The sequence below is a fragment of the Mesorhizobium sp. M8A.F.Ca.ET.165.01.1.1 genome (genome assembly GCF_004792065.1).
Taxonomy (GTDB): Bacteria; Pseudomonadota; Alphaproteobacteria; order Rhizobiales; family Rhizobiaceae; genus Mesorhizobium.
The window spans coordinates 723922-740256 of the sequence record NZ_SRTH01000003.1; the positions used below are offsets into that span (position 1 = coordinate 723922).

Sequence of the window (16335 nt, forward strand, 5' to 3'; positions counted from 1 at the left end):
GATAAAATGGCTACTCAAAGAAAAACCCAACCTGACTTACCTGACTGCCCGCAAATTCCTTTGGCGTACAAACCCGTGCCGATGGAAAACGGCAATGGTAAACCACTGATATTCTGCGCGCATTGCGATGGCAGCGGAACAACTTGCACCGCTACAAAGGAAATCGCGTCTAAGGGCGTTGCTGGTGTGGTATATGGCGCTACCGAAATCCTAAAAGCGGAGTTCCCTGGTAGCCAGTCTGCGCGATACCAAAAGCAAGGCTATAAAGTAACACCTATACGCTACCCGGTTTGCAATGGTGCTGGTTTGGTAAAGGAGGAAGAGCAATGAACAAGCACTGGGCGCACAAAACCGAAACTGGAGGGTGGCGCAGCGGCACAGAGGAGACCAGCTTTAAGAAATGGCTCAAGCGTAGTGCCTATGACGTGATAGGTGGCCTCGTAATCCTGGTGGCCGCCCTTCTTGTGAGTGCCATGCTGTTCTGGCTGGACTACTTAACCGATGGCGCCTTGCTGGGTGAGAACAATCACGAGTGGTCGGACTAATGACCATACGCACCTTACCCTACTGGAATAAGCAACTTCTCGACGGTCGCCAACCGATATCGCGCCTCCTTCTTCAAGGCGTCCACGGTCGTTAGCTGGCCGTAAAGCTTAGCGATTAAGACAATCTGTTCCATATAGTTCGTCATGGCAAACGTCACCCGGTCATCAATGAAGTATATAGCCAAGCGCTCCTTGGCATTCTTCGGGCCTGCCATGACGATTTTGACGTTGGAGCCTTCAATGGCAGGGATATTGGAATCACGATACTGGAGGTCGGCATGTTCACCGCGCCACGACACAAAATGAAAGCGGGTGCCAATGCGCTCCTCGTCGCCAACCATGGCGCGATAATGGCTGACGTTGGATATTCGCCCAACCGGCACGGTGAAGTCGAAGATACTTGTTTCTGGCACTTCAAGGTTGACAGTCGGAATATCCGGCTTTCCATCCCCAAATATCCCGCCAGTGAACTTCCGCAGAAACGAAAATACCATACCACCCACTCCCATTTTCCCATAGTCGAGGCAGTAACGCTAGCAATCTGCTTGACGGCTTGCAACCCGGTACTTGTGCCACCACCCGCAATTGAGGCAATCCACCGGGATGTAACCAGCCGCATCACCTATCAGCACTACGCTAAAACCGACTTTCGTGAGATTACCGGCAAAGGCCAGGGCAACTGCTCGGTTATCGCCTACAACATGTTCCTGGAGGCTAAGCGCGAAGGGTACGCGCCTATCATCCATACCTGCCTGACACCGGGCTATGAGGGCCACCAGTACACAGAGGTTAATGGGTGGGCTCTCACTATTCGGTTGAATAAGGTTATTCCCATGGCACAGGTGAATTGCGTTGACTACCGCAAGCCTTATGTGGGAGATTAAAGGGCTATCACGTCAGGCGTGAGTGCAGAATAAGGCAAACGCAGATTCCTTCGGGGTTTTGGGTGGATAACACCTAAGTAAATGGGTAGTTGCCGAATAGATTTTCTGCCGTGATACAACCCTCGCAGGTAGCGGGGGTTTTTATTTGCCAAGGGATTAAACCTGCGGGCATAATCCGGGCAATGGCTGCTCCTATCACCACCTCCTATACTTCCGAAGAGAAAACCGAGATTATCAAGCGCATCTGCGGGCTGATAATTCAGTCCAGTGTCGATAAGGCATGTCAGGAGGTCGGGATTGATGACAGTACGTTTTATGCGTGGCTGGCTGCTGACGATGAGCTAGCCGATGAATACGCGCGTGCGCGCAAGGCTATCAGCTATAAAGGCGAGCAAGAGCTAGAGCGCATTAACAAGCAGGTCGAAAACGCGCAGCTCGAACCGGCAGCCGCGAATGTGATTAGCCAGAATACGCGATGGCTGATGGGACGGCGTAATCCGAAGGTTTACGGCGATAAGCTGACGACTGAGAATGAGAATAAGAACACAAACCTAAGTGCCAACGTAGCTGATTTAAGTGACGTGCCGGATGAAAAGGTTAAAGCCGCTCGGGAGGTGTTGTTTGGAAAGTAGCGCGCTTACATTTAAAGCTCTCCAAAAGGGAATGAGCAAGCACCGTAAGAATGCTGGCGACCGCTTGGCGTTACTTAGCCAGTTCCAATTTGAGGAAGTCAACGGTGAGCTGGCTGCGAAGGGTCGGCCGCTCCTAGTTGAAGGCCAGTTGTACCTCCATACCTCGGTGCCGTTCACTCCCTTCATCCTGCAAGGCCAAGTGGTTCAAGGGATAGCCTGAACGACTTAGCTGCCCGTGTCGATGCTGAATACCGGCGCCGGTTCCTTCACTACACCCCACACACCAAGCAAGAGCTTTTCCACGACCTAGGCGCATCTTGCCGTGAGCGTTTGTTTCTGGCTGGCAACCGTGTCGGCAAAACTTTCTGCGGAGCCTCTGAGGGCGCTATGCACCTCACGGGGCGTTATCCCTCATGGTGGAAGGGAAAACGCTTCACAGAGCCGGTAGAGATGTGGGCTGCATCGGATACCGGCGAAACGACCCGCGACATCCTGCAAAACGAATACCTGGGCAACAGCTCTAAAGGCACGCTTGGCACTGTTCACTCATCGCTTATTGTCAGCACCACCAACCGCGCCGGAATAGCCGGGGCGATTGATACGGCGCTCATCCGGCACGTTAGCGGCGGAATCTCACAACTCGGCTTTAAGTCCTACGACCAAGGCCGGGCCAAGTTCCAAGGCACCCACAAACACGTCATTCACCTCGACGAGGAACCACCGCAGGACGTTTACGACGAGTGTTTTATGCGGACGGCTGGAGTTGGCGCTAAGGAGCGTGGCATCATCCTTATGACCATGACGCCGCTGGGTGGCATGACGCCTCTGATGACCAATTACACGGAAGGGCGTGTAAGCGGTGAGCCGGTCGATGGTCGCGTGTTCATCCAAGCTGGATGGGAGGATAACCCACACCTTTCTGTTGAGGAACGGATTGACCTGGAGAAGCGCTTTGCAACACGTCCGCACGAGCTGGAGGCCCGCAAGCTTGGTATACCATCTATAGGCTCCGGCCTCATTTATCCGATTGAGGAAAGCCGGATTGTCTGCGACCCGTTTGAGATTCCTGATTACTGGCCGCGCTGCTTCGGCATGGACTTTGGGTGGACAAACCCAACCGCTGTTGTGTGGCTCGCGCTCGATAGGCAGCAGGACGTTGTGTACGCCTATGCCGAATACGCACAATCTGAGTTGCCGCCTCAAACCCACACCAACAACATCCAAGCACGCGGGGTGTGGATACCTGGTGCCTGTGACCCCGCTGGCCAATCAGCTAACCAGAAAGACGGCGAAGCCCTGTTGACCGCCTATCAGTCTCACGGTTTAAACTTATCGAAGGCAGACAACGCCGTGGAAATGGGCATCCAGCAAGTCTATGAGCGGATGCTGACAGGGCGCTTGAAGATATTCCGCACCTGTGACCGGCTGCTGTCCGAACGCCGCATGTATGCGCGCGACGAGAAGGGCAAGGTCAAAAAGGTCAACGACCACTGCATGGATGCGCTGCGCTATGCCGTGGTGAGCGGTTTAACGCTCGCTTGCACGAAAGCAGCTACGATTAAGCAGGCATCGTCCTATCGCTCAATCCTGTCCATGTAAAAACCTTTTGCGCCAATTTGGTTACTCGGTTTAAGCTGAGGCCAATGAAAGCACGTTAGGTTGGCGGATAAAGCCCAAACCCAAAAAGATAAGTTCCAGGATTGCCGCGATACGTTTGAGGCGGCTTTGTGGTCTGAGTCCTTTCAGGAATACATCTCCAATCTTATTGAAGCTGTTGACTTCTACGAAGGGCGCCAATGGCGGCCGGAGGACATCACGACATTGCAAGATGCCGGGCTTAAACCCGTGACAGTCAACCACATCGGGCAACGCCTTGACGCTCTTGCCGGTAAAGAAGCGGCTACCCGTACCCGGTTTAAGTATAAGAGCCGCAGTGGCAATCCTACGGAGGTCAAGCAGGCTGAGGCTATTAGTGGGCTTGGCCTGTTCGTCCAAGAGAAAAACCGCACAAGCCGTCGCCTGAGCGAGGCTAAACACCATGCCCGCATCGGTGGCCTCGGCTGGCATTGTTTCGATGTCCACGACAACCAGATATTTGAAAGCACCGAAAGCCCGTTTGATATGGTCCACGACACCCGTGACCATACCCCGCTGCTCACCAACCAAGGCTTTTCCGCACGCATCCGCTGGATGCCTATGGACGAAGCTAAGCAGCGCTTCCCCGACAAGGCTGATGAGCTAGAAAAATACGGGAATGCTGGTGGTGGTTTGGGCGAGCCTGCTTATAGCTTTGTGACAGCTCGGGTTAGCGGTCAGCCAAGCGGTTGCGATGCCTACAAGTTCTATTCGGTCGGAAGCTATTGGAACGAGAAGGACCGAGAGGTTGCGATAGTCGAGTTCCAATTCCGCGAACCGGCCAAGTATTACGTCGCTCCCACTAAAGATAACTTGGTTATCACGACCTTCGACAAGGCGGAGGCTGAAAAGGCCGCGACCAGCAAGAAGCTGATTCAGACGGTAGATGGGTATAAGGTTAAGTTCTGTTACTTCACCGGCTCACTCGACCTAGAGCTGTTTGATAGCCCTTACCAGATTGACCCGCAACGCGGCTTATTCCTCAATACGCCGTTTGTGTACGCACGCTCGATGCGCGATGGGGCGCCTTATGGATTGGTGGGCAAGGCTGTTGACCCGCAACGGCTCTATAACCTCAAGCAAGCTAAAATCAACTGGCTTATGGCAGCCCGCCAGGTCATCTATGACAAGGGTGCTGTGGACGATACGGCGCAGCTCGCGGCAGAGGTGAATAAGCCTAACTCGCTCATCGTTAAGAACCCCAATAAAGAGCTTAAGATTGATACGCACGGGCAGGAAATTGCCCAACACTACCAGTCGCTCGCCATCCATAAAGGCGAGATTGAAGCGGCGCTTGGTATCTATGACGAGATGTTGGGGATTGAAACCAACGCGCAATCTGGCATCGCCATTCAAAAGCGCCAATCGGCCTCGCTCTCAACGCAAATCTTCTCGTCCGATGGCTTCTCGGAAGGTCAGCGGCAGGTAGCAGAAAAGTTACTCGGCCTTATGCGCTCCGTACTAACTCAAACGGTGGTCAACAACGTCCTTGATGACGATAGCGCCTATCAAGAGCTTCGGTTCTCGACCGATGGCAAGGGCGTAGACCTCCGCCAAGGTCAATACGATGTGGTGATTGAGCAAGTCCCTGACGTGGACACGATGAACGACATAGCGCGTGACGGACTTATTCAACTCATCCAATTCGGTGTGCCGCTCGAACGCCTTACGCCTGGTTGGCTTGACCTATTCCAGGTGCCGAAGTCCTCGACACTTCGCCAAGAGATTGAACAGGGTATCCAGCAAAAGCTCTCACAGCTAGAGCAAATGCAAGCCCAGCAACAAAAGATTGGGAATGGCGCTCAGCCAGTTCCGATAGGTGGCGGGGCTAATCCCGCTGCTCAGCCTCAAATCATGAATGGATGAGTCTATGACCGACGAAAACGTGCAAGCAACGCAAGCTGCGGAAGAACAGAACCAGGAATCCAGCGATGTAGCCTTTACGGCGCCGATGGAGGAATTGAAGGGTCTTACCGAAGCGGAAACGCAAACCACTACCGATGCAGGCGAGGAGCAACCGGCTGAACAACAGCCGCAAGCAACCAAGCCTGAACCTGACGAAAAAGACAAACGGATTGCCAAGCTGGAAGCTGACCTCAAGCGGAATAACGACCGCATGAACGGCTTTAAGGCTGACAAGAAGGTTGTCGCAACCGCCATTAAGGCGCTGATGGATGAATACGGCATCGACTACGAGGAAGCGGCTAAAAAGGTAAACCTTGCCGCCGCTGACTTGAAGGCGCGTGTCGAAAGTCCTGACGTGGCTGAAAACCCGGTGGAAGTCCAAAACCTGGCCTTTGATGACCTGTATATTAAGCAGGGATTTAAGGACACTTTGGATGAGCTGATGGGCGAGGATACCCAAAAGTATGTCAAAGCCTTTGGAGCACACGCGTTTAATGACCCGGAGCTGCTTCAAGAGTATCTGGCTACACCTAAAGCGAAGCTACCGGCCTTTGTCGTGAAAATCGGCAAAGAGCTGTTTGACGAGCTTGGGGAAGGGTCCACCAGCACACGAGCACAAGCCAAGCGTATTAAAGAGCTGGAAGATGAGATTAAAGCCCTTAAGGGTGAATCTCAGACTACTCAGGAACAATCGGAAACGGTCACTCGGAAAGCACTGCCTCTAAGCGGTTCGACGGGTGCGGCTAAACCCCAACCCAAGGACAAACTAGATGCAATGTTCGGCTATTAACCCAAGGAAAGCTGCCATGAATGGCAACCTCAACCTTTGGGCCGAGTCATGCTGCTGCGCAAACCCAGTGGGTCAAAGACCTATTCTTCGGGCACCTGCGCAACAACATGTTCGCGCCCTTGATGGATGTGAACGGTGGTTCCTCTATCAAAATCGAAAACGTACCCAATAAGGCTGGCGACACCTTTAAGGTACACTTCCGCAACAACGCCTCCGGCACGGATGGCGTCTCCGGTGATACCGCTCTCGATGCCACGCCGATTACGCTGGCAACCGATAGCGTCACCATCGACCGTCAGCGCTACGCTGTATCTGTCGAAAACTTTGCGATGTCTGACCAGCGCATTGTTATCGACATGGAAAAGCAAATCGCTGGCCCGATGCTGCAAGAGTGGATGGAAGCCAAGGTCCAAAAGATGATTATGGACCAACTGGTGGACACCTCTACTGGCCGGACGCAAAACCGCTACCTGTATGGCAAGCTGGAAGGCAACTACAACGCCACGGAAGCGACCGCTAAGACCAATATCGACAATACCGACGACAAGCTTACTTTGTCCCTGTTGTCCTTGGCTAAGCGCAAAGCTCAAACGCAAGACAGCCGCGCGGCTGGTCGTATCAAACCGACCAACGTAAAGCTGGCTGACGGCCGTGTTGCTGAGGAAAAGTTCGTGTTCCTCGGTCATACCTTGGCTATCCGCGACCTGCGCAACGACACCTTGTTCAACAACCTGGTGCAATACCGCGATAACCCGGCGTTCGACATCATCAACGGCGCGACCTTCGTAGGCGAATACCAAGGTATTCTCATCTACGAAATGTTCGATAGCCAGATGGTGGAAGCGTCTACCATCCAAATCGCTCACAACCTGTTGTTGGGCGCTGAGGCTGCGGTGATGGCCTACGGTAACGTAGCCAAACCCGCTGGCACCTGGAACGCGTATAGTGACCCCAAGAGCAAGGCGCTTGTGACCCGTGAAATCACGGACCACGCTGGCGACGTTGCTTACGGCATGACGTTCGTGGGTGGCGCTAAAAAACTGGTCAACAGCATCAGTGGCACGGCGGAGGACAACGCGATTGTCCACGTCTACACCGCCGCTGTGGCTGACGCTTAATGGGAGGGATGAGAATGAAACACGTCTTTAAACTCGCAAGCGTTATGACCTTAATGGGCGCCAGTGCCTTTGCCGCGTCCAGCAACGTCACTGCGACTAGCAAGATGAACTCGATTTATACGCCTCCGGCTATCGGGTACGTCTCTGCTACCATCGTCAGCACCACCAACCCGAAAGTGGCTCTGCCCAGCTCGGTGAAAACGCTCGATGCGTTTACCTGCACTGTACGAGACAGCAACGGTAACATGGTTCCGCGTGACATTGATGTGGTCGGAACCGACCTGACTATTGGGACTGCCTCTGGCCAAGCCAGCGGTACCCTCGCAGTAGGCGACCGTATCAACTGCATCGTCAACTACGAGCGCTAAACCCTAGGGGGCGGGTTAAAGCCCCCACTAAATTTCAATGAAAGCCACAGGGGATGTCGAGTGTCGCAGACCTATTGACCACGGTTAAAGAGCTTGCGCTTGTCGGCGTAGGCGATGGTTCTGATGATGACCGCCTGCTGCGGTACATGAACCTGGTCTATAAGGAAGCATACCGGCGCACAGCAGCTATCTACCCAACACTTCTGCTCAGCCAAAACACTGTTACCATTACGGATGGCGCCGGGGTGATGAGCGATATTCCGTTTAAGGTGGAATCGGTCAAGGATAGTGGCAACGGCAATAGGCTCCTGTCCCCAACTACACTACCGAACCTGGAAGATTGCCACCCCAATCTTTCTGATGTCGGCAGCCCTTCGTGGTATTACTTCACAGGTGCGAAGGCGATAGCGACGTACCCCGTCAATAGCACCACGGTAAAGGTCCGCTTCATAAAGTCCTCCGGCACCCTCGGGGTAAACGATGCCGAAAATGCCATCCTTATTCCGGCTGAGTTTCACGACCTGCTGATATGGGGAACGTTGTTCTATTTGGCCTATGATGAGCGGGATAAGGCCGCTGGTCCCGAAGTGCAGATTGCGCAAAGCAAATATGAGATTGCCCTGGCTGACTTCACGACCTGGCTGACGCAAAACCAGCCTGGTCCGTCCAAACAAACGAAGGCGGTTCTTGCCTCATGAGTAACCCGCGCTTTGGTCTTTACGATGGGAACATTGTGGCGATGTTCCCGCGCGCGCTTACCAATACTGCTGTGTCGCCCGCGCTTCTCCCTGCCGCTCAATATGCCCGCGCCACTGAGAATATGCTGCCAAACGGTCTCAAAGCAGGGAGTGGGGCTAAGCGCTATGGCCTGGGCAAGAAGGGTAATGTTATTACTGGTGCCAACATCGTCAAACTCATGGAGTATCGCACCGGCGCCGGAGCAAGCCAATATCTGGCGTATTGTGATGACGGTTCGATTCGTAGCTTCAATGAAACCTCAGGCGCCTGGACAAGCCTGAAAACTGGCCTAAGCAGCAATGGCCTACCGCGCTGGGTGTCCTTCAATAATAAGCTCGTCATCGTGGACGGCATCAATACGCCGATGGCGTATGACGGCAGCACAGTGACCGTATTGCAGGAGTATGTAACCGACTACGATAGCTCCGATGCGTCGATTGGCCTGGCGACCAACCCCTCACAAACCAGCACGAGCGCCTTTACCATTGTGCCAGCGGCCGGACGTTCGGACTATGCCATTGGAGGCACTGTTCGTCTGACCTTTGCTAGTTCCGGCGTAGTAACGGCATCCATTAGCAACGTGACGGGAACAACCACCCTCACCATCACCGTGAGCGGAACGCCGTTCCCGAACCCGACCGAGACAATTACCCAAGTTGAATATCTAGCCTCACCTCCGCCCTTCTCTGACATTTTCGTGGAGCTTGATAGGCTTTGGGCGCTATCGCGTGGCGAAACGAAAGCAAAAACCTTCCGGGCGCGTGATGACGCAATGAAGGTATTTTATACCGACGCGACCAACAATGAAAACGCCTGGTTCAAAGCTGAGACGCAGAGCATCGGCTATATCAACCTGGCGAACAAGGTGAAGCGTTTTGATGAGTTGGTGCGCATTAAGAGTATCGATGGCGCCATGGTGTTCATCGCCCGCCATAATATCCTAATCTATCAGGGAACCGACCCGACCACGCTGGGTGAGTTTATATGGGCTAAGACGCTGCCGGTAGGCTGCATCAATGGCGAGCTGGTGATTGAGTATCCCTCTGACCTTTTGTTCTTCACCCAATATGGTGCCCGGTCATTGCAACGCGTCATTCAAACGGATGGCCTGGAAGTCTCTGCCGACATTGGCAGCAATGTAGACCCTACCGTTACTGAATACGTCGCGGACCTTCTAACCTCAGACGCGACGTTCCGCACGGCACGCGCATTCCTGTATGAAAGGGATGGGTTTTATGGTTTCTACCTCGGCTCGAACCACAATGTCATGGTGTATTCCCTCAGCGAGGAAAGCAAAGGTTGGACCGAGTTTTCTGGTCTATTCAAGAGTGCTGCGGACTTTTTGGGCACAAGTGATGGCAGACTGCTTATTGCCATTGGTGGACAGCTCTACGCCTATGCGAACGGTACAGATACCGATGCCGGGCTTGATTATGCCGACGATGGTGTTGAAATCCTTATTAGGTGGCACCTGCCGTGGCTTAAAGGCAAAGGCCGCTGGGCAAACGTGGGATATGAAATCCTGATGGATGACGTAAGCCAAACTGACCTGACCATTTACCATACGGTCGATGAGGATGACTCGCGGCGCTCCGCACCAATTGTGGTGGAACTGACTGAATCCAGCTCCTTCTGGGATGAAGCTATATGGGATGCCGATAGTTGGGATAGCGCCGCCAAGCGCCTTATTGTCCGCGATAAGTTTCTTTGTGACAGCTTCGGATTGATTGTGCAGAATAGCAGCACAGTGGGGCCGATTAGCATTTTAGGGATTAAACCAATAGGAAGATAGAATGAGTGCCTTTCTTTGAACGCCCGGCCTCTGGTTATACGCCGACGACCTTTACCGCAAACAAGACGAAATACCATGATGACAGCACCGCTGTTCCTGCGGTTGCTATTAGCAGTGTCAAGATTGATGGCGACATTAATGCGTTAGGTGATGCGGTAAACAACCTGGAGGAGCGAGTTGTTGCGACTGAGGTTTTACTTGACCCGGTAGCGGACGTTACTCAAACCACGATTACTGCTGGTGACAGCGTGGTATTTGCCGATGCCAGCGATAGCGACAATCTCAAACGCGATACCGTCCAAGGTATCCTCAACCTCTTTACGGCCATACCCTCTGGCGCGGTTATACCGTTTGCCGGAAGCAGTGCACCTAGCGGGTGGCTCTTATGCGCTGGGCAAGCAGTAAGCCGCTCAACCTACTCAGCGCTGTTTGCAGTCATCGGAACGACTTATGGGGCTGGCGACGGCTCGACTACCTTCACGCTGCCAGACCTTAAGGGTCGCGCTGTGTTTGGTTTGGACAATATGGGTGGCACTGCATCTAGCCGCGTTACATCGGCTGGAAGCGGTGTCGATGGTGCAACACTAGGCGCATCGGGCGGTAGTCAGTTCACCCAGACTCACAGTCACAACGCTACCGTCACTGACCCCGGGCATACCCATGACGCAAACGCCACTTATGGCGCTGCATCCAACAACCCAAGCGGTGCGGCTGTAACGCGTGATACTGGAACATCGGGTAGCCGTCTCGTCACTAAATCTTCTATCACTGGCATTACGGTGGCGAACGACAACTATGGTAGCGGCAGTAGCCAGAACATGCCGCCTGCCATGATGCTGAACATGATTATTAAAGCATAGTGTACGTCAGGGAAGCCCGGTTATCTGACCTACCGCACCTGGCCGATTTCCTGCGCGGTTTTGATGTGTTTTCCGTACCGGATGATGCGCTTGCCATCGCCAAGCTACGGATGGCACATAATCTGGTAATGGTGGATACACGAAAGCTTATTGGCTGGGTGGCTTTTACGCCGGTCGATGATTCCGTGCTGTTGGATATAGCGGTGCGCCCTGACTATCACGGCAAGTGGGCAAGGCCGGGTCTGGTCAAGGCGCTATGCGAGTATGCCTTTACTGACCTCAACAAGCAAAACATTATCGCGGAGAGCTTAAACGCTCGCCTCGGCAAAATATGTTTGGCGGCTGGCTTTGTTCTGACGCATACTGACGCCACGGGCAAGGTTATATCGGTTCTGACACGGCAAAACTTTAAGAGAAAGTTTGCGCGTGGGTAGTTTATTTGGGTCAAAGCAATCCGCTCCGGCGCCTCCTACCGTTCAAGACCCTTATAACGTGGTCGATAACGTCACCGGAACCAAGCAAACCATTGTTACCGCTCCTGATGGCACCAAAACGGTCGTAATCGACCAGAATTTGACGCCGGAACAGCAACAGATTTCCGACAACCTCAAGCAAATAGCGCAAGGCGCACTCGATAAGTACACTGCGCTCGTCAATGACCCTCTTTTGGACTCGATGCCGGAGGTTAAGGCTGCCGTAAACACGATTTATGACCAGGAAGTGCGGGGGATTAACCAGAATTATAAGGGGGCCGCCGCACAGACTGAAAAGGTGGCTGCTCGATACGGCGTGAGTGACAGCACCGCCTCTAATGAACAGCGTGCTTTGAATACCAAGAACCTTGCGGGCGCCTTGCAAGGCGCCGACGCTGATAAGGTCAACCTGACCAACCAATACCGGCAGCAGGAGATGGCGAACCAGTTGCAGGCCTACGGCCTCGCTAGCGGTAGGCAGGACACTTTGATTTCGCAAGGGCTACAAACGCTCGGCCTCGGCAACCAATCGGCCCTGCAAGCCGCCTCAAACGCCAATGCGTTCAACTCCAACCTCTATAACACTCAAGTCCAGCTCTATAACCAGCAACAGGCGAATAAAGCCTCTGGCCTTGGTACGTTAGGCACACTCGCGGGCCTCGGCCTGACTTATGCCACGGGTGGCCTTGGCGGCTTTGCTGCAAGTGGGTTGGGTGCAGGTTGGTCAAGCTCGCTGGCTGGCGCAAACGCAATAGCCGGACGCAACGGGATTATGTGGAATTAGGAAATGGCAGATACTAGCTCACTCGGCCTCTTACAGCTCCTTTCTGGCGGCAATAACAACCTGGCCACGCAAACCAGTCTTATAAACCAACCAACGCAAGAGGATGTGCAGGCCCAGGGTTTGAGCGGTGTTGCTGCTAGCCTTCCCTCTAACAGCCTCGGCGCTGGGTTGGCTAAGGGATTGTTGACTGGCGTGGCGCTAAAGAAGCAAAGCTCAGCCGCTGGTAAGCGCGACCAGCAAACAGCACAGCTCTTACAACAGCTCCAAGCCGCACAAGCGCGTAGTGACTATGCCGACCAACTCAAGGAATACCTTGGCACTCTCGACGCGGCGAATAAGGAAGCCATCGGCGCAGGCCCTCAGCTCACGGTGGGTATTGAGGACTGGAAGAGTACTGGCGATTCTTCGAACCTGGCTGCCACTGTGAAGGCTCTCCCGGCTTCGCAAGATATTATGCGGCGCTGGGCCAACGCTCCCCAAGGTTCTACCTTCCAAGGGTTCGCACGGGATGATTCCGGTAGTGACCCGACGCTGCATCCGGTGTTCCAATTGCCGAACGGCGATAAGATGGTAGCTCCGCAAGGCTTCACTTATTCCCAGCTTAGCCAGCAATACGGTAAGCCCTATGCCGATGCCAAGGCTATCACTCAGCTCGACGCACAACTCAAGACGGCAGACGTAGCGAATAAGGAAGCGGATACCGTATCGAAGCTTGCAACAGCCAAAAAGAACGAAGCGAGCGCGGACGGCATAACCCCGGCTAAACCTCTTGCCCCTAGCGCCATCAAACAGCAAAACGAGGAGTTAGACCAACTCGCGACGGCCAATAACATTAGCGCTGACGTAGGCAGTGTAATTAAGGCGATTGATGCAGGTAATATCCATCTTGGACCTGTTAAAAACTTGGTAAACCGCCTCGATAACGCGACTGGCAATAGCACACCGGGAAGTCGGAATTATGCCAGCTTCCGTGCGACCTTAGAGAAGATGCGGAACGATAGTTTACGCCTCAACAAAGGCGTGCAGACTGAGGGTGATGCCACGCGTGCGTGGAACGAGTTGTTTGCCAATCTGAACGATACAGCGGTGGTTAAACAGCGCCTTCAAGAGATACAGGGTATTAACGAACGGGCTGCGGAACAACGTAAGCTCAACATCGACAACCTACGGGCCAACTATAACCAACCTCCGCTCGACTATTCCAAATACGAGCAAGGCAGCCCAATTCTGAAAGCCTCTCAGCCGGAGCAGCCGCAACAAGGTTCTATGGTTGATAGTCTCCCACAAGGTTCTCAACAGATTGGTACAAGCGGTGGCAAACCAGTTTATCGCACCCCTGATGGCAAAACTTTCATGGGGCAATAATGGGTTATACCGAAGTTGACCCGAACAGTATCAAACTCGATGGGCAAGAGCCATCGGATAGGTCAGGCAGTGGTTTTGTCCAAGTTGACCCATCGTCAATAACACTCGACAAACCACAGGAGCAAAAGACGCTCGCTGGTACGATTGGCAACGGCATAAAAGCCGGTGTGATTGGTGGTATCCAGACCATAGCGGACCTTATTGACCCCACGCCGATGTTCGGCCTACCGCGCGTGGAATCTCCCATCAAACCCGACCTTACAAACACCAAGGCGCACGCCGCAGCACAGATTGACGAGGCGCGCTCACACTATAAAGACGGATTGGTTGGCAAGAGTGTTGGAATGCTGACAGAAACCGCCGCAAACCCGCTTAACTACGTCCTGCCTGGTGATGGCACGGCCGCCACTGGCGCTAAGGTGGCTAGTTCTTTTGGTGAAAAGGTTTTAGCTGGTGCGGTTGCCGGTGGTGAGCAAGGTTTTATCCAAGGATTGGGTAAAGAGGATAACCGCACCGTCAATACGGCGGTAGGTGCTGGATTAGGTGCAGCCACCGGAGTTATCAGCGCTGGTGCCAGCAAGGTAATCCAGAAACTAAAGGAACCGGCCGCGCAATCTGTTGCCGGTGACGTGTTGGGTAGTGGCGACGTAGCCAGTCATGCCGCCGATGTGCGCCAAATCCTGCAAGGCCAGCATGATATTGCAAGCCAAGCTGAGGACTTGGCTTGGAATAAAGTTAGGCAGGAGGTTGTTGGGCAGGAGTTGAACAATAAGGCTATCCGCAGCCTGCAAGACAAGCTTTTAGAGACTCAATCGACCTTAACGAATAACGATAGTGCAGCTACGGTTGACCGCATCCTTACCGGGATTAACAAGTTTGTGTCCGGCGACCAACGTATTCCTGCTCCAACGGTGTTAGGATGGCGTAAGGCGTTATCTCGCGCCTCTGCGAAGGACGCGGGACTGCGCGACTCCGTAGGTGTGTTGGATAGCGTCTTAAAGGAGAACCTGAATGTAGCATCTCTCCCGAAAGCAATAGGCGCTACCACCAACCGTTTTGCGAAGTTTGTGGACCAGGAAGCTGTGGCAAAGGCGATTGCGGATAGTGCCACCCCTGAAACGGTTGGGCGTGTACTTATGCGTGACACCTCCCAAGGCGCTGACGTATTTAACCAGGTGATGAAAGCCGCTGGCGACCAAGCTGAGGAAGCCAAGGGCGCCATGCAGCAAGGCATCGGCTACCATCTCCTGTCGGATGGTGTTGTGACCTACAACAAAGCCGGTGTGCCCGTTATCAGTAAGAACGGCGTGGCTGACAACATCTTCGCTCTCAGAAGCCAGAACAAGAGCCTATGGAGCAAACTAAGTCCAGCTCAGCAGCAAGGGCTTACGGAATTGGCTACAAACCTGAAAAAGAGCGCTGACGGCAACATTGCATCGAACCTCGTGCGGGTGATTAGTAACTTCCTCGGACCAAAAGCCACGGTGGTCAACAAGATTACCGGAGCTACGGAGAAGCTTGCTCCAAGCCAGCAAATCGACCTTCCTAAAGCTATAGAGATGATGAAGGTGCGTCCGTCTGGTCAATCCGGCGCATCATCCTTAAAATCCTTCGGTTTAGTAGGTTCCGGCTCGGCCGCGGCTGGTACGCTCGCCGGTAACATCGAAGGCGGTCGGCGCAACTATGAGGCTAGTCAGGTTGCGAACGACAATGCGCCGCCTCTGCAAGAGCAACCTGAGCTGCAACCTACGGCCGACCAGGCACAAGCAGTATCGCCTACGTTCATCGACAAACTCATTCAGACAGAGAGCGGTGGTAAGGCCAATGCGCGTAATCCCAACTCTCGCGCGGCCGGTGTCGGCCAATATATCCCGTCTACTTGGCTCGCATCAGTTGAGAAACATGCTCCTGAGTTGTTGGTCGGGCGCACTAAAGCACAAGTCCTAAAGCTGCGCGATGACCCGAAAGTGGTCAAGCAAGTGCTCAATGGCGATGTGCAGGATTATAGTGCCAAACTGCAAGCTAATGGTATGCCGGTGAACGATACAACGGTTTACCTCTCTCATTTCCTCGGTCCCACTGGCGCCGTTAAACTCCTCAACGCCAAAGTCGGAACGCCAGTCGCAAAGATTCTCGACCGTGAGGCGATTTTGGCGAACAAGAAGGTACTAGCGGGTAAAAGAGCTGAGCAAGTTCTTGCCTGGGCGCAAACCAAAATGGCCAACCAATAAAGTCTTTGCCGTAAAACGGATTTATGCGGCACTATACCCGCATGGTTGAAACTCTCTCACGTCCAGCTAATGAAACTTTTGAGGGTGGGCGTCTCCGCAATAAGCTAAACGAGCTTATCGGCGCCACACCTACCGTAACAGGCACTTTAGCGCTAGGTGGGCAAAAGCCTGATGAGCTGAACGCCTACGTTTCGGTCCTCGGCCAACTAAGTCCG

The 16335-nt window shown here is 53.6% G+C and carries 16 protein-coding genes; 15 read left to right on the forward strand and 1 reads right to left on the reverse strand.

Annotation, left to right across the window (positions count from 1 at the left end; translation table 11 throughout):
• Window positions 1–6 precede the first annotated feature (6 nt).
• Entirely contained in the window at window positions 7–330 is a 324-nt protein-coding gene (locus EN808_RS12885) for a hypothetical protein (protein WP_135915961.1), read from the forward strand.
• Window positions 327–545 (forward strand): hypothetical protein, encoded by a 219-nt coding sequence (locus EN808_RS12890; RefSeq protein ID WP_135915962.1) that lies wholly within the window; start codon window positions 327–329, stop codon window positions 543–545. Before EN808_RS12885 ends, EN808_RS12890 begins: the two co-directional genes overlap by 4 nt.
• 14 nt (window positions 546–559) lie before the next feature.
• Here EN808_RS12890 and EN808_RS12895 read toward each other — a convergent pair whose 3' ends face one another.
• Window positions 560–1039 (reverse strand): hypothetical protein, encoded by a 480-nt coding sequence (locus tag EN808_RS12895; RefSeq protein ID WP_135915963.1) that lies wholly within the window; start codon window positions 1037–1039, stop codon window positions 560–562.
• Between the two features lie 572 nt (window positions 1040–1611).
• On the opposite strand from EN808_RS12895, the gene EN808_RS12900 reads away from it, so the two are divergent.
• The 13 genes from EN808_RS12900 to EN808_RS12960 all read left to right on the forward strand — a co-directional run bounded on the left by EN808_RS12900 (window position 1612) and on the right by EN808_RS12960 (window position 16120).
• Window positions 1612–2061, forward strand: coding sequence for a transposase (locus EN808_RS12900; protein ID WP_135915964.1), 450 nt, complete (start codon window positions 1612–1614; stop codon window positions 2059–2061).
• 330 nt (window positions 2062–2391) lie between these two features.
• On the forward strand, window positions 2392–3660 hold the full coding sequence (locus tag EN808_RS12905; RefSeq protein WP_189524101.1) for a terminase family protein: 1269 nt from the start codon (window positions 2392–2394) through the stop codon (window positions 3658–3660).
• A 60-nt stretch (window positions 3661–3720) separates the two neighbouring features.
• Window positions 3721–5562, forward strand: a complete 1842-nt coding sequence (locus EN808_RS12910; RefSeq protein WP_135915966.1) for a hypothetical protein — start codon at window positions 3721–3723, stop codon at window positions 5560–5562.
• Between the two features lie 4 nt (window positions 5563–5566).
• Window positions 5567–6391: a hypothetical protein gene (locus EN808_RS12915; RefSeq protein ID WP_135915967.1), complete on the forward strand. Its 825-nt coding sequence runs from the start codon at window positions 5567–5569 to the stop codon at window positions 6389–6391.
• A gap of 20 nt (window positions 6392–6411) precedes the next feature.
• Window positions 6412–7509 carry a DUF4043 family protein gene (locus EN808_RS12920; protein ID WP_135915968.1) on the forward strand — a complete coding sequence of 366 codons (1098 nt, stop codon included), beginning with the start codon at window positions 6412–6414 and terminating at the stop codon, window positions 7507–7509.
• A 14-nt stretch (window positions 7510–7523) separates the two neighbouring features.
• Window positions 7524–7877 carry a hypothetical protein gene (locus EN808_RS12925; protein ID WP_135915969.1) on the forward strand — a complete coding sequence of 118 codons (354 nt, stop codon included), beginning with the start codon at window positions 7524–7526 and terminating at the stop codon, window positions 7875–7877.
• Between the two features lie 74 nt (window positions 7878–7951).
• The gene (locus tag EN808_RS12930) at window positions 7952–8575 is read left to right on the forward strand and encodes a hypothetical protein (protein WP_135915970.1); all 624 of its coding nucleotides are present in this window, start codon (window positions 7952–7954) and stop codon (window positions 8573–8575) included.
• Window positions 8572–10407 (forward strand): hypothetical protein, encoded by a 1836-nt coding sequence (locus EN808_RS12935; protein ID WP_135915971.1) that lies wholly within the window; start codon window positions 8572–8574, stop codon window positions 10405–10407. The genes EN808_RS12930 and EN808_RS12935 overlap by 4 nt, the downstream gene beginning before the upstream one ends.
• 5 nt (window positions 10408–10412) lie before the next feature.
• Window positions 10413–11267, forward strand: a complete 855-nt coding sequence (locus EN808_RS12940) for a tail fiber protein (RefSeq protein ID WP_135915972.1) — start codon at window positions 10413–10415, stop codon at window positions 11265–11267.
• On the forward strand, window positions 11267–11701 hold the full coding sequence (locus EN808_RS12945; RefSeq protein ID WP_135915973.1) for a GNAT family N-acetyltransferase: 435 nt from the start codon (window positions 11267–11269) through the stop codon (window positions 11699–11701). The genes EN808_RS12940 and EN808_RS12945 overlap by 1 nt, the downstream gene beginning before the upstream one ends.
• Before the next feature lie 58 nt (window positions 11702–11759).
• A complete protein-coding gene (locus EN808_RS12950; RefSeq protein WP_135915974.1) occupies window positions 11760–12524 on the forward strand; it encodes a hypothetical protein in 765 nt (254 codons plus the stop codon).
• Between the two features lie 3 nt (window positions 12525–12527).
• Entirely contained in the window at window positions 12528–13889 is a 1362-nt protein-coding gene (locus EN808_RS12955) for a hypothetical protein (RefSeq protein WP_135915975.1), read from the forward strand.
• The gene (locus tag EN808_RS12960; protein ID WP_135915976.1) at window positions 13889–16120 is read left to right on the forward strand and encodes a hypothetical protein; all 2232 of its coding nucleotides are present in this window, start codon (window positions 13889–13891) and stop codon (window positions 16118–16120) included. The genes EN808_RS12955 and EN808_RS12960 overlap by 1 nt, the downstream gene beginning before the upstream one ends.
• Window positions 16121–16335 lie beyond the last annotated feature (215 nt).